The following is a 13,775-nucleotide window of genomic DNA, read 5'->3' on the forward strand; positions in this document are numbered from 1 at the left end:
GAGCGACTGATGGCTGCTTCAGCAGTGAGCCCCGAGCGCCACGACACCGTCGCCTTGGCGTGGGTCAAGGCGCCGATCCTCGATTGCCTGGGCCAGGCCCGCCAGGCCCTGGAGCGATTCGCCAGCGAACCGGGTGACCCGGCGATGCTGGCTTTCTTTGTCGACAACCTGCATCAGGTCCAGGGTTGCCTGCGCATGCTCGAACTGCGCGGCGCGGCGCACCTGGCCGAGGAATTGGAGCAGTTGGGCCGGGCCATGGCCGATGGTCAGGTTAGCCCCCGGGGCGACTGCCTGGGGGCGCTGTTCCGCGGGCTTGAGCAATTGCCGCCGTATCTGGAGCGGCTGCGCGGCTCACGACACGACCTGCCGTTGGTGGTGGTGCCGCTGCTCAACCAACTGCGCGGCTGCCGTGGCGTCGAGCCGTTGCCCCAGGGCAGCCTGGTCGGCGGCGTGGCGCAGCGTCTGGCTGGGGCGGCGGACCTTGCGGACCTGGACCTGTCCCTGGGCAACTGGCGCGAACACTTGCAGGCCGGCCACGGACGCGACGCCCTGCGCTCGGTGGTGACGGCACTGTGCGATGACCTGATGCGCATCAAGGACCGCCTCGATCAGTACATGCGAGGCGATCGTGAGCAGCGCGAGCAACTGGAGGCCCTGCTGGCGCCGTTGCGCCAGGTCGCCGATACCTTGGCGGTGCTCGCCTTCCAGCAGCCGCGCCGGGTGATCATCGACCAAGTGCTGGTGCTGCAGGCCCTGGCCCAGGGCGAGCAGGCGGTGGACGACGCCGTGCTGATGGATGTGGCCGGCGCCCTGCTGTATGTGGAGGCCACCCTCAATGGGATGGTCGGCCCGCTGGAGGAGACCGGCCAAGGCGGCCTGCCGGGCGCGGACCTGACAGAGATCCGCCAGTTGGTGCTCAATGAGTCCCTGGCGGTGCTGCAACAGGCCAAGGACTTGATCGGCGATTGCCTGGAGTCGGGCTGGCCGGCAGAGCGCTTGCAGCCGCTGCCGGGGCTTTTGCACCAGATCCGTGGCGCGCTGACGATGCTCATGTGGCCGGAGGCCGCCGAGGTGTTCGGTGGCTGCGCAGGTTATGTGCAGGGTTGGCTGTCGCATCTGGAGCAGCCGCCACCTGCAGACGAGCTGGCGCATCTGGCCGAAGCCTTGAGCGCTGGCGAGTGCTATGTGCAATGGCGGGTGGCCGATCCGCTGGTCGATGCCCAACCATTCATCGACAGGGCGCGGGCCAACCTGGCGGCGCTGGGTGTGTCGTGCGGGCAGGCCGAGGCTCGCGTCGAGTTCGAAGCGGTCGATGAAGAATTGCGGGATGTCTTCCTCGAAGAGGCCGGCGAGCTGCTTCCGGAAATCGAACGCCACTGGCTGCGCTGGCGCGCCGATAATGCCTTGCGCGAGGCCCTGGTCGAGGTGCGCCGAGCCCTGCACACCCTCAAAGGCAGTGGTCGCATGGTCCATGCCGAAGCGCTGGCCGAGCTTGCCTGGGGTGCCGAGCACTTGCTCAACCGTGTACTGGAAGGGCGGATCACCCTTGGCGCCGAAGGGGTGCTGGCCCTGCAACAGGTGTTCGTCCGGCTCCCGGACTTGCTTGCCGACTTCGCTGTGGGCCATCTGCCGTCGCGGGTCGAGGTCGAGCCGTTAGCCGGCCACTTGCATCACCTGGCGATCAATGATGTGCCGGCGCCCGCGCAGGTCGACGGGCTCGACCCACAATTGTTGGCGATCTTCGGCAACGAGGCCCAAGGCCATCTCGCCAGCCTGGAGGCGTTCCTGATCGATGCCGATGGCCATGGCACGCCCGTCAACGACAGCCTGCAGCGTGCACTGCATACCTTGAAAGGCAGCGCGGCGATGGCGGGCGTCATGCCGATCGCCGAGCTGGCCACCGCCTTCGACCGTCTGGTGCGCGAGTACAAAGGCCACGAACTGCCCTTGCAGGTGGCGGAGCTGGAGTGGCTGGAGGCGGCCCGCGCCTTGTTCCACCTCGGCCTTGCGCAACTGGGTAGCACGCCGTTGGCCCCTATCCCGGGGGCGGCGCAGTTGATCGAGGAGGTCGGGCAGTCGGTGGATGTGCGCCTGGCCTTCCTGCAGCAGGACCCACAGCACAACCATCGAACCAAGCGCGATCCGCAGCGAATCGCCGCGTTCCTGACCCAGGGCATGGATATCCTGCTCGAGGCCGAGGCGCTGCTGTCGCGTTGGCAGGCGCAACCCGGCGACCGCTCGGTCTTGGAAACGCTGCTGGACGAGTTGACCACCCTCGGCCAGTCGGCGTACCTGGCCGAGTTGTGGCAGGTGGATGAAGTCTGCGAGGCGTTGCTTGACCTGTATGGTGCGGTAGAAGAAGGCAGTCTGGCCGCCAGCCCGCGATTCTTTGACCTGGCCCAGCAGGCCCATGAGGCGCTGCTCGACATGTTCGACGAAATAGCTGCCGGCCAGGCGCTCAGCGCCCGCGTCGATTGCATCGCGGCCATGCGCGGCCTGTTGGACGACGCCCTGGACCCCGGGATCATAGGCGTGGTGGGCCAGGATGCGGTGGCACCGCTGGCGGTCTACCCGACAGCGAACGATCCTGCGCTGGTGCAACTGTTCCTCGACGAGGCGGGCGATATCCTCGATGGCGCCGATCAGGCATTGGCGCAATGGGCTCAGGACCCGGACAACCACTCGGCACTTTCGACCCTGCAGCACGACCTCCAGACCCTCAAAGGCGGTGCGCAGATGGCTGGCGTGGGTGCGGTGGAGATGTTGGCCCACGCGCTGGTCGCGCTTTACGAGGGCCTTGTGGACCGCCGCCTGGGGGCTACTGCCGAGCTGCTCGATCTGTTGCGGCGCGGCCACCAGACCCTCGGGCAGATGCTGCACGCGCTGCGCGAAGGGCAGGCGCCGGCTTCGGCAACGGCGCTCCTAGGCGAGCTGCGCGAGTACCGCCATGCCCCACCTGCGCCTGCTGCCGTCGAGGCAGCGGCGGACGAAGCCCAACGCTCGAGCGATAATGAACTGCTCGAAGTCTTTCTCGAAGAAAGTTCGGATATCGTCGAAAGCGCCGCTGCGGCCCTGGCGCGCTGGCAGGCCGATCCACGTAACAGCGTCGAGGTGGAGAACCTGCTGCGTGATCTGCATACCCTCAAGGGGGGCGCGCGGATGGTCGAGATCGCCGCTATCGGCGATCTGGCCCATGAGCTGGAATTCTTGTACGAACTGCTCGCCGCCGGCCGCTTGCCGCCGAGCCCGGCGCTGTTCTCCCTGCTGCAAAACTGCCATGACCGTCTGGCACACATGCTCGACGCCGTGCGCCTCGGCCAGCCCCTGCACGCAGCCACGGCGCTGATCGACTATATCCGCAACTTCAGCAGCGCCGCGTTGACCGACAGCGCGGCCGGCCAGGCCCCGGTCGAAGCGCCGTCGCCGGAGGCGCCGGCCGCCGCGCCGGAGCGCGCGCCAGGCGACATGGTCAAGGTGGACGCCGAGCTGCTGGACGATTTGGGCAACCTGGCCAGTGAGCACTCTGTTATTCGCGGGCGCATCGAGCAGCAGGTCAACGATGCCCAATTCGCCCTCAACGAGATGGAAACAACGCTCGAGCGCATGCGCGACCAGCTGCTGCGCCTGGATATCGAGACCCAGGGACGGATGTCCAGCCGCTACCAGGCCGAGGGCGATGCGTACGAGGATTTCGACCCGCTGGAGATGGACCGTCATTCCCAGTTGCAGCAGTTGTCCCAGGCGTTGTTCGAGTCGGCTTCGGACCTGCTCGACCTCAAGGAAACCCTCGCCCAGCGTGCCCAGGAAGCCTACAGCCTGCTTCAGCAGCAGGCGCGGGTGAACAGTCAATTGCAAGAAGGTCTCACGGCCACCTTGATGGTGCCCTTCGAACGCTTGGTACCGCGTCTGCAGCGGGTGGTCCGCCAGGTGGCCAGCGAGCTGGGCAAGCAGGTCGAACTGGTGGTGGGCAACGCCGAAGGCGAGCTGGATCGCAGCGTGCTCGAGCGCATGGTGGCGCCTCTGGAGCACATGTTGCGCAACGCCGTGGACCACGGCCTGGAGTCGCGCGAAGCGCGTCTGGCGGCGGGCAAGCCGGAGCAGGGCACCATCCATCTGAACTTGCTGCATGAAGGCGCCGATATCGTCATCGAGATGAGCGACGACGGGGCCGGAGTGCCCCTGGAGGCGGTGCGCAACAAGGCCATCAAGCGTGGCCTGCTGGACCCGCAAGCGTACTTGAGCGATCACGAGATCCTGCAATTCATCCTGCGTCCGGGCTTCTCTACCGCTGAGAAGATCACCCAGATCTCTGGCCGGGGCCTGGGGATGGACGTGGTGCATGAGGAGGTCAAGCAGTTGGGTGGCTCGATGAGCATCGAGTCGAGCCCGGGCAAGGGCGCGCGATTCTTGATCCGCTTGCCGTTCACCGTGTCGGTGAACCGAGCACTGATGGTGCACCTGGGCGAGGAGCAGTACGCAATCCCGCTCAATACCATCGAAGGCATCGTGCGCGTGCCGCCCGCTGAGCTTGAGGCTTGTTACCAGCTGAGCGCACCGCGCTATGCCTATGCCGGTCACGAGTACGACCTGCGCTATCTCGGGGAGGTGCTCCAAGGCGGTGTGCCTCGGCCAAGTCTGCTGGGGCAGAGCGTGCCGTTGCCGGTGTTGCTGGTGCATTCCCAGGAGCAGTCGTTCGCCATCCAGGTGGACAGCCTGTCGCCAAGCCGAGAGATTGTGGTCAAGAGCCTGGGGCCGCAGTTCGCGGCGGTGCCTGGGCTGTCCGGCGCGACCTTGCTGGGGGATGGCCGGGTAGTGCTGATTCTCGATTTGCTCGGCCAGTTGCGCGGGCAGCAGCGGCGTCTGGCGCGCCTGCCGGGTGGCTACGGGGGGCCGCGTCCGGTGTTTGGCCCGGCACCGCGTCAGCGTCTGCTGGTGATGGTGGTGGACGACTCGGTCACCGTGCGCAAAGTCACCAGTCGTCTACTGGAGCGCCACGGTATGAGTGTGCTGACGGCCAAGGACGGTGTGGATGCCATGGCCTTGCTGGAGGAGCACCGCCCCGATGTGCTGCTGCTGGACATCGAGATGCCGCGCATGGACGGCTTCGAGGTGGCCACGCGCATCCGCCGCGATGCCCGTCTGAAGGATCTGCCCATCATCATGATCACCTCGCGTACCGGCCAGAAACACCGCGACAGGGCCATGGCCATCGGCGTCAACGACTACTTGGGCAAGCCTTATCAGGAGTCGGTCCTGTTGCAGAGCATCGCCCATTGGAGCCAACCCCATGCTTGAATACATCGCCGGCCAGCGCAGCAGCCTGACCGGTCTGCTACTGCCTTTGAGCGACCGCACCCTGGTGCTGCCCAATGTGGCGGTGGCCGAGCTGATCGGCCAGCGCACCTTCGCCTGCCAGGCGGGCGACCCGGCCTGGCACCTGGGCTGGATCGACTGGCGTCAGCAGCGCTTGCCGCTGATCGGCCTGGAGGCCGCCTGTGGCGGCGAGACCGTTTGTGGCGAGCGGGCACGGGTGGTGGTGCTCAACGCGCTGGGCGATACCGGCCTGCGCTACCTGGCGTTGCTACTGCAGGACATCCCACGCTCCTGCAAGCTGGACAGCCAGCTCAACTATGTGGATGTCCCCTTGGCGAGCCTGGAGCTGGCGGCGGTGCAGGTCGGCGAGCAGGTGGCGCGGGTACCTGACCTGGCGGCGCTGGAGCGCATGGTGCGTGACGCGGATCTTCACTAGCTTCAAGTTGTAAGCTTCAAGCGGCAAGCTAGCTGTGTCGGGGGCGTCCCCGTGCTTTGCTTGAGGCTTACAGCTTGAAACTTGAAGCTGTCAGGGAGGTCAGTGTTTGCATGTATTACGGTGAACGCTTCAACGCCTGGACGCACCTGGTCGGTGCCGTGCTGGCCTGTATCGGTGCCATCTGGCTGATCGTCGTGGCCGGATTGCAGGGCGATCCGTGGAAGATCGTCAGCTTTTCCATCTACGGCAGCACTCTACTGCTGCTCTACAGCATCTCAACGCTCTACCACAGCACCCGTGGGCGGGCGAAGGTGATCATGCGCAAGCTCGATCACCTGTCGATCTACCTGCTCATCGCCGGCAGCTACACGCCGTTCTGTCTGGTCAGCCTGCGCGGCCCCTGGGGCTGGAGCCTGTTCGGCGTGGTCTGGGGCCTGGCCTTGATCGGCATGCTCCAGGAGATCAAGCCGCGCTCCGAGGCGCGGGTGCTGTCGATCATCATCTATGCGGTGATGGGCTGGATCGTCCTGGTGGCGGTCAAGCCGTTGCTGCAGAGCCTGGGCGGCGCCGGCTTCGCCTGGCTGGCGGCCGGCGGTGCGTTCTACACCATCGGCATCCTGTTCTTCGCCTTCGACAGCCGCTTTCGCCATTGGCATGGCATCTGGCACCTGTTCGTCATCGCCGGCAGTCTCATGCACTTCGTCGCGGTGTTCTTCTACGTGCGTTAGAAGTCGCCCCACAGCTGCTGGGCCACCGACAGCGCCACGACCGGCGCGGTCTCGGTGCGCAGTACCCGTGGGCCAAGGCGTGCGGCGTGGAAGCCGGCGGTCTTGGCCTGGTCGACTTCGGCGTCGCTCAAGCCGCCTTCGGGGCCGATCAGGAATGCCAGGCGGGCGGGGCGTGCGTGGCTGGTCAGCGGTTCAGCGACCGGGTGCAGCACCAGCTTGAGGTCGGCCTCGGTATCCTTGAGCCACTCGGCCAGGGTCACCGGCGGGTGGATCACCGGCAGCGTCGAGCGGCCGCACTGTTCGCACGCGCTGATCGCCACTTGCCGCCAATGGGCCAGGCGCTTGTCGGCGCGTTCGTCCTTCAGGCGCACTTCGCAGCGTTCGCTGACGATTGGGGTGATCGCGTTGGCGCCAAGCTCGGTGGCCTTCTGGATCGCCCAGTCCATCCGCTCGCCGCGGGACAGGCCCTGGCCCAGGTGGACATGCAACGGGGACTCGGCCTGGCCGGGCAAGGCCTGGTCCAGGGTGACGCGCACGGATTTCTTGCCGACCTCGAGCAACTGGCCACGAAACTCCTGGCCACTGCCGTCGAACAGTTGCACAGCGTCTCCGGGCGCCATGCGCAGCACGCGGCCAATGTAGTGGGCCTGGGCTTCGGGCAACTCGTGCTCGCCGAGGCTCAGGGGGGCGTCGATGAAGAAGCGGGACAGTCTCATGGCTTTGCTCAGGAAATGAAATGGACATCGTCCCCGTGGAAGCGGCGTTGGGCCGCTGCGATTTACTGGCGAATGCGAGGGGAAATCCTCGATCCGCATTCGCAGATGAACCCGCTTCCACAGGGGGCGAGGCGAGCCTCAGGGTTAGCCCGGATCGCGGAAGTCGGGGTGGAAGTTGGCCGGCACCGCCACGCTGACGCTGTCGCGGGTGGCGATGTCGATGCCTTCGCTGGCCACTTCGGCCAGGAAATCGATCTGCTCCGGGGTGATCACGTAGGGCGGCAGGAAATACACCACGCTGCCCAGTGGTCGCAGCAGCGCGCCGCGGGTCAGGGCGTGTTCGAAGACCTTCAGGCCGCGCCGCTCCTGCCAGGGGTAGGCAGTCTTGCTGGTTTTGTCCTGGACCATCTCGATGGCCAGGGCCATACCGGTCTGGCGGATCTCGGCGACATGGGCATGGTCGGCCAGGTGTGCAGTGGCGCTGGCCATGCGTGCCGACAGGGCCTTGTTGGCCTCGATCACGTTGTCTTGCTCGAAGATGTCCAGCGTCGCCAGGGCCGCGGCGCAGGCCAGCGGGTTGCCCGTGTAGCTGTGCGAATGGAGGAACGCCCGCAGGGTCGGGTAATCATCGTAGAACGCCTGGTAGACATCATCGGTGGTCAGGCAAGCGGCCAGCGGCAGGTATCCGCCGGTCAGAGCCTTGGACAGGCACAGGAAGTCGGGGCGGATCCCGGCCTGTTCGCAGGCGAACATCGTCCCTGTGCGGCCGAAGCCTACGGCGATTTCGTCGTGGATCAGGTGCACACCATAGCGGTCGCAGGCCTCGCGCAGCAGCTTGAGGTATACCGGGTGGTACATGCGCATCCCGCCAGCGCCCTGAATCAGCGGCTCGACGATCACGGCGGCGAGGCTGGCGTGGTGCTCGGCCAGGGTCTGTTCCATGAGCGCGAACATGTTGCGTGAGTGCTCTTCCCAGCCCATGCCTTCGGGGCGCAGGTAGCAGTCCGGGCTCGGCACCTTGATGGTGTCGAGCAGCAACGCCTTGTAGGTCTCGGTGAACAGCGGCACGTCGCCCACCGACATGGCGGCGATGGTTTCTCCGTGATAGCTGTTGGTCAGGGTGACGAAGCGCTTCTTGTTCACCTGGCCCTTGTTCTGCCAGTAGTGGAAGCTCATTTTCAGCGCCACTTCGATGCACGACGAGCCGTTGTCGGCGTAGAACACCCGGTCCAGCCCCGCCGGTGTCATGGCCACCAGGCGTTCGGACAGCTCGATGACCGGCTGGTGGCTGAAGCCGGCCAGGATCACGTGCTCGAGCTGATCGACCTGGTCCTTGATGCGCTGGTTGATGCGCGGATTGGCGTGGCCGAACACATTGACCCACCAGGAACTGACGGCGTCCAGGTAGCGCTTGCCTTCGAAGTCCTCCAGCCACACGCCTTCACCACGGCGGATCGGGATCAGCGGCAGCTGCTCGTGGTCTTTCATCTGGGTGCAGGGGTGCCACAGGACCTTGAGGTCACGTTGCATCCACTGTTGGTTGAGGCCCATGGGCAGATCTCCTGGCGGGGCGTGCTGAGGCCGACAAGCCTAAGCAATGGGGCCGCGCAGGACAACCGACGCGCAGCGCGTGATTGCGTCGAAAATTAAATTTCCTGTGCTGGCAAGCACTTGATGTCACTACGCTGGCAGGGTCTGGAGACCTGACGTATTCTTAACGCATCTCGTCCCAGGGGCACTCTCCCCTCTTTTCTGTCACTTCTGATCCGGAGTTCGCCAACATGGCTGCTGCTTGGGTGCGCCTGTGCGCGTTGGTATTGATTGGTGTCTCCAGCGGTGCCGCGCTGGCCAAGGACACGAGCCCCACGGCGATCGTCGTGGGCGGGGGCCTGGCAGGCCTGACCGCGGCCTATGAGCTGCAGAACAAAGGCTGGCAGGTCACGCTGCTGGAGGCCAAGTCCGGCATGGGCGGCCGTTCGGGCCTGGCCACCAGCGAGTGGATCGGCAACGGCAAGAGCCAGCCGGTGCTCAACCAGTACCTGGACCGTTTCAAGCTTGAAACACTGCCCGCGCCTGAATTCGTACGCACCCCCGGCTACCTGATCGACGGCGAGTATTTCAGCGCCAGCGATCTGGCCACCAAGCAACCGGCCACCGCCGATGCGCTCAAGCGTTACGAGAAGACCCTCGATGATCTGGCCCGTTCGATCGAGGACCCGCTGAACCCGGCCGCCACCAGCACCTTGTTTGCCCTCGACCAGATGAACGTCTCTACCTGGCTGGACAAACTGCAGCTGCCTGCCACGGCACGGCAATTGATCAACCAGCAGATCCGCACCCGTTACGACGAGCCGTCGCGTCTGTCGCTGCTCTATTTCGCCCAGCAGAACCGGGTCTACCGCGGTATCAGTGATCGTGACCTGCGCGCTGCCCGCCTGCCAGGCGGCAGCCCGGTGCTGGCGCAGGCCTTCGTCAAGCAACTCAAGACCATCAAGACCAGCTCGCCGGTCACCTCGATCGTCCAGGACAGCAAAGGTGTGACGGTCAAGGTCGGCAGCGTCGGCTACCAAGCCGATTACCTGGTCATGGCCGTGCCGCTGCGCGCACTGGCGAAGATCCAGATGACCCCGGGACTGGACAGCCAGCACCTGGCGGCCTTGAAGGGCACCAACTACGGTTGGCGCGACCAGATGATGCTCAAGTTCAAGAAGCCGGTCTGGGAAAGCCGTGCGCGCATGTCCGGCGAGATCTTCAGTAATGCCGGTCTCGGCATGCTGTGGATCGAGCCTGCGCTCAAGGGGGGCGCCAACGTGGTGATCAACCTCTCGGGTGACAATGCCCGCCTGCTGCAGGCCTTTGGCGACAAGCAGATGGTCGATCAGGTGCTGATTCGACTGCACGCGTTCTATCCGCAGGCCCGGGGTGCGTTCACCGGCTACGAAGTGCGCCGCTACAGCACCGACGCCGGTACTGGCGGCGCCTACCTGGCCTATGGCCCAGGCCAGATCAGCAAGTATTGGCGCCTGTGGGAGCGTCCGGTGCAACGCATGACCTTCGCCGGCGAGCACACCGATGCACTCTATCCCGGCACCCTGGAAGGCGCGCTGCGCAGTGGCCAGCGTGCCGCCAGCCAGGTGCAGGACCTGGCGGCCGGCAAGTCGTTCGATCCGGCCAAGGCTGCACCGGTTGCCGCCGCAGCCGCAGCGGGCGCGGTCGCCGCGAAGGACAAGGGTGGATTCTTCTCCAATCTGTTCGGGGGCTCCTCCGACAAGGCACCTGCCAAAGCGACTGCCAAGGCGGACGCGGTGAAGGCTGAAGAAGCCAAGCAGGACAAGCCAGGCTTCTTCTCGCGCCTGTTCGGTGGCGGCGACAAGGCCCAGACCAAGGCTGCGCCGATCGCCAAGGCTGACGAGGTCGCACCGGTGGTGGCGCCAGAGCCTACGCCTGCGCCTGCCCCAGCGCCCGTGGCCAAGGAGGAGCCCGTCAAGCCCGCAGCGAGCAAGGCTGCACCGGCCAAGCCCGCCCAGACCCACAAGCCGTCCGCCAAACAGGCCCACAAGCCTGCGCCAGTGAAGAAGACCACGGCCAAATCCGAGCCTGTGAAAAAGCCGCTGGCCAATACCCAGGCCAAGGCGGGCTGAGTACTCGGGCTCCTCGCGGGGCCCGCTTCCAGAGCTATCAGTGCCTTTTTTACGGGTAAACCCGCTCCCACTCGGATTGCGTAGTTTTTGAGAACATTGCAAACCCTTTGGGGGCGGGTTTATGCCGCACTACGACAACCTGCCGCTGAACATCTATCGTTAATGTTTCCTTAATAGGAAACTTCCAAAATACCTATCGTATTTGTCGATAATCCCGAGCGAATTTTTCCGCTTTCTTTCGATACGTTACGCGTTAGTCTGTGCACAGCTTTCACGGAGAATCACGCCAACATGCAACTGCGCAACTCTGCTTCTCGCTACGGCCTGGTCAGTATCGTCATGCATTGGGGCGTGGCCCTGGCGGTCTTCGGGCTGTTCGGCCTCGGTCTGTGGATGGTCGGCCTGGACTACTACAGCCCCTGGCGCAAGTCCGCGCCCGACCTGCACAAGAGCATCGGCCTGGTGCTGTTGGCGGTGATGGTGCTGCGTGTACTTTGGCGTTTCGTCAGCCCTCCACCACCGGCACCTGCCACCCATGGCGCATTCACCCGCCTGGCCGCGAAGCTTGGCCATGCGGTGCTGTACCTTGGGTTGTTCGCCGTGATGATTGCCGGGTACCTGATTTCCACCGCTGATGGGGTGGGCATTCCGGTATTCGACTGGTTCGAGGTTCCGGCGCTGGTCAGTGACCTGCCCGATCAGGCGGATACCGCCGGAGCCATTCACCTCTACCTGGCCTGGGGGCTGGTGATTTTTGCCATCCTGCACGCCTTGGCAGCTCTGAAACACCATTTCATCGACCGTGACGCGACCCTGAGCCGTATGCTGGGCCGCAAAGCTTGACTCTCTACCTCAATTGCATAGGAAGGAAGTAAGGATGTTCAAAAAGACTTTTGCCGCACTGGCGCTCGGTACCGCACTGCTCTCCGCCGGCCAGGCCATGGCTGCCGAGTACAAGATCGACAAGGAAGGCCAGCACGCGTTCGTCGACTGGAAGATCAGCCACCTGGGTTACAGCTTCATCCACGGTACCTTCAAGGACTTCGACGGCAACTTCACTTGGGACAGCGCCAAGCCTGAGGCCAGCAAGATCGCCGTCAATCTGAAGACCGCGAGCCTGTGGTCGAACCACGCCGAGCGTGACAAGCACATCGCCAGCGCAGACTTCCTGGACGTGAAGAAGTACCCGGAAGCCAAGTTCGTCTCCACCAGCGTCAAGTCGACTGGCGAAAAGACCGCTGACGTGACCGGCGATCTGACCATGCACGGCGTGACCAAACCTGTCACCTTCAAGGCAACCTTCAATGGCGAAGGCAAGGATCCATGGGGCGGCGAGCGTGCCGGCTTCAACGCCACCACCACGCTGAACCTGAACGACTTCGGCATCAAAGGCCCAGGCCCGTCCTCCCAGACCTTGGATCTGGACATCAGCGTCGAAGGCGTGAAGCAGAAGTAATTCGCTTTGCCCTGACGAAAAACGCCGCCCATTGGGCGGCGTTTTCGTTTGCGCGAGTGCTGGGCTCAGCCCTTGCGGGTCAGCAAAGCAGGACGCTCACCGCGTGGTCGGCTCGGCAAGTCATCGAGTTGCTCCGGTGTCGGATAGCGATCGAGCTTGGACTCCTTGCGGATGATCACCGGCTGATGGGTTTCACGCGGGCTGCGAACGGCTGGCTCTTGACGGGAGAAGTCGTCACGGCTCGAGGAGCGGTTGCGGCCGCCGCCATTATTGTCGCGGCGTGCACCGCCGTTGTTGTTGCGGGTGCGTTTCTCGCCGGAACCTTGACCCTGGCTCTGACCTTGGCCTTTGCGCTGGCCGCCGCCATTGTTGCGTGGCTGGCCGCTACCGTTGCGTTGGCCCTGTCCTTGGCCTTGACCCTGGCCACCGCCTGGACGACGGTTACGGCCTTGGTTCTTGGCGTTCTGGTAGGGGCTGACGTAGTCGGCGCGGTTGCCGAAGTTGTCGATGTCGTCGTCCAGGAATTCTTCTGGATCACGGTCCACCGGAACCGACGGCATGCCGCTCTGGCCTTGGGCCGCTTGCTGCTGGCGGGGTTTCTTGTTGCGCGGCTTGCGCTGTTGCTGGGATTTCTCGCCGGACTTTTCCTGTTCGGCTGGCTTCTCGGCGGTGTGCTGCTTGGCCTTGCCTTTATCCTTGCCTTTGTCCTTACGACCGCCGCTGCCGTCCTTGCTGCCTTCGGCGCGCTGCTGATTGCGGCCACCACGACCGTTGTTCTGCGGACGTTCGCGCACTTCCGGCTTCTCGGCTTCCACCTGGCTTGGGTCGAAGCCCATCAGGTCGCCATCCGGGATCTTCTGCTTGGTGACCCGCTCGATGCTCTTGAGCAGTTTTTCTTCATCCGGCGCGACCATGGAGATGGCTTCGCCCGAACGGCCCGCGCGACCGGTACGGCCGATGCGGTGGACGTAGTCTTCCTCGACATTAGGCAGCTCGAAGTTGACCACGTGAGGCAGTTGGTCGATATCCAGGCCGCGGGCGGCGATATCGGTGGCGACCAGCACGCGTACGGTGTTGGCCTTGAAGTCGGCCAGGGCCTTGGTGCGGGCGTTCTGGCTCTTGTTGCCGTGAATCGCGGCAGCGCTCAGGCCGTGCTTTTCCAGGTACTCGGCCAGGCGGTTGGCACCATGCTTGGTACGGGTGAATACCAGCACCTGCTCCCAGGCGCCGAGGGTGATCAGGTGGGCCAGCAGGGCACGCTTGTGGCTAGCCGGCAGGCGATAGACACGTTGCTCGATACGCTCGACCGTGGTGTTCGGTGGCGTGACCTCGATGCGCTCGGGGTTGTGCAGCAGCTTGTCGGCAAGGTCAGTGATGTCTTTGGAGAAGGTCGCCGAGAACAGCAGGTTCTGGCGTTTGGCCGGCAGGCGGGAAAGGACCTTCTTGACGTCGTGGATGAAGCCCATGTCGAGCATGCGGTCGGCT

Annotated in this window: 9 protein-coding genes; 6 read left to right on the forward strand and 3 right to left on the reverse strand. The window is 64.7% G+C overall.

What is annotated here, in order from left to right; genetic code table 11:
• Nucleotides 1-9: 9 nt before the first annotated feature.
• The 3 genes from HMPREF3173_RS00535 to HMPREF3173_RS00545 all read left to right on the forward strand — a co-directional run bounded on the left by HMPREF3173_RS00535 (nucleotide 10) and on the right by HMPREF3173_RS00545 (nucleotide 6,477).
• On the forward strand, nucleotides 10-5,295 hold the full coding sequence (locus HMPREF3173_RS00535) for an Hpt domain-containing protein (RefSeq protein WP_070571082.1): 5,286 nt from the start codon (nucleotides 10-12) through the stop codon (nucleotides 5,293-5,295).
• Nucleotides 5,288-5,749, forward strand: a complete 462-nt coding sequence (locus tag HMPREF3173_RS00540) for a chemotaxis protein CheW (RefSeq protein WP_043207211.1) — start codon at nucleotides 5,288-5,290, stop codon at nucleotides 5,747-5,749. Before HMPREF3173_RS00535 ends, HMPREF3173_RS00540 begins: the two co-directional genes overlap by 8 nt.
• Before the next feature lie 110 nt (nucleotides 5,750-5,859).
• Entirely contained in the window at nucleotides 5,860-6,477 is a 618-nt protein-coding gene (locus tag HMPREF3173_RS00545; RefSeq protein ID WP_043207212.1) for a PAQR family membrane homeostasis protein TrhA, read from the forward strand.
• Here HMPREF3173_RS00545 and HMPREF3173_RS00550 read toward each other — a convergent pair.
• Together HMPREF3173_RS00550 and HMPREF3173_RS00555 are read right to left on the reverse strand one after the other, a co-directional pair.
• The gene (locus tag HMPREF3173_RS00550; RefSeq protein ID WP_070571083.1) at nucleotides 6,474-7,193 is read right to left on the reverse strand and encodes a 16S rRNA (uracil(1498)-N(3))-methyltransferase; all 720 of its coding nucleotides are present in this window, start codon (nucleotides 7,191-7,193) and stop codon (nucleotides 6,474-6,476) included. The two genes, HMPREF3173_RS00545 and HMPREF3173_RS00550, sit on opposite strands and share 4 nt — an antisense overlap.
• Nucleotides 7,194-7,337: 144 nt before the next feature.
• Nucleotides 7,338-8,744: an adenosylmethionine--8-amino-7-oxononanoate transaminase gene (locus HMPREF3173_RS00555; RefSeq protein ID WP_070571084.1), complete on the reverse strand. Its 1,407-nt coding sequence runs from the start codon at nucleotides 8,742-8,744 to the stop codon at nucleotides 7,338-7,340.
• A gap of 230 nt (nucleotides 8,745-8,974) precedes the next feature.
• Here HMPREF3173_RS00555 and HMPREF3173_RS00560 point away from each other — a divergent pair, with 230 nt between their 5' ends.
• From HMPREF3173_RS00560 to HMPREF3173_RS00570, 3 genes are all read left to right on the forward strand, one after another.
• A complete protein-coding gene (locus tag HMPREF3173_RS00560; RefSeq protein WP_070571085.1) occupies nucleotides 8,975-10,834 on the forward strand; it encodes a flavin monoamine oxidase family protein in 1,860 nt (619 codons plus the stop codon).
• Between the two features lie 291 nt (nucleotides 10,835-11,125).
• Nucleotides 11,126-11,677 (forward strand): cytochrome b, encoded by a 552-nt coding sequence (locus HMPREF3173_RS00565; RefSeq protein WP_070571086.1) that lies wholly within the window; start codon nucleotides 11,126-11,128, stop codon nucleotides 11,675-11,677.
• Nucleotides 11,678-11,711: 34 nt separating this feature from the next.
• On the forward strand, nucleotides 11,712-12,290 hold the full coding sequence (locus HMPREF3173_RS00570; protein WP_043207221.1) for a YceI family protein: 579 nt from the start codon (nucleotides 11,712-11,714) through the stop codon (nucleotides 12,288-12,290).
• A 65-nt stretch (nucleotides 12,291-12,355) separates the two neighbouring features.
• On the opposite strand, the gene HMPREF3173_RS24665 is transcribed toward HMPREF3173_RS00570, so the two are convergent.
• On the reverse strand, nucleotides 12,356-13,775 hold a 1,420-nt coding region (locus HMPREF3173_RS24665; RefSeq protein WP_256543669.1), incomplete at its 5' end, for a DEAD/DEAH box helicase.

The sequence above is a fragment of the Pseudomonas sp. HMSC08G10 genome (genome assembly GCF_001808425.1).
In the GTDB taxonomy this organism is placed as follows: domain Bacteria; phylum Pseudomonadota; class Gammaproteobacteria; order Pseudomonadales; family Pseudomonadaceae; genus Aquipseudomonas; species Aquipseudomonas guariconensis.

Excerpts from the sequence above, each read along its gene's own strand:
- HMPREF3173_RS00565 (WP_070571086.1), top strand. The coding sequence starts at position 11,126 with ATGCAACTGCGCAACTCTGCTTCTCGCTACGGCCTGGTCAGTATCGTC.
- HMPREF3173_RS00550 (WP_070571083.1), bottom strand. The coding sequence starts at position 7,193 with ATGAGACTGTCCCGCTTCTTCATCGACGCCCCCCTGAGCCTCGGCGAG.
- HMPREF3173_RS00535 (WP_070571082.1), top strand. The coding sequence starts at position 10 with ATGGCTGCTTCAGCAGTGAGCCCCGAGCGCCACGACACCGTCGCCTTG.
- HMPREF3173_RS00540 (WP_043207211.1), top strand. The coding sequence starts at position 5,288 with ATGCTTGAATACATCGCCGGCCAGCGCAGCAGCCTGACCGGTCTGCTA.
- HMPREF3173_RS00555 (WP_070571084.1), bottom strand. The coding sequence starts at position 8,744 with ATGGGCCTCAACCAACAGTGGATGCAACGTGACCTCAAGGTCCTGTGG.
- HMPREF3173_RS00560 (WP_070571085.1), top strand. The coding sequence starts at position 8,975 with ATGGCTGCTGCTTGGGTGCGCCTGTGCGCGTTGGTATTGATTGGTGTC.
- HMPREF3173_RS00570 (WP_043207221.1), top strand. The coding sequence starts at position 11,712 with ATGTTCAAAAAGACTTTTGCCGCACTGGCGCTCGGTACCGCACTGCTC.
- HMPREF3173_RS00545 (WP_043207212.1), top strand. The coding sequence starts at position 5,860 with ATGTATTACGGTGAACGCTTCAACGCCTGGACGCACCTGGTCGGTGCC.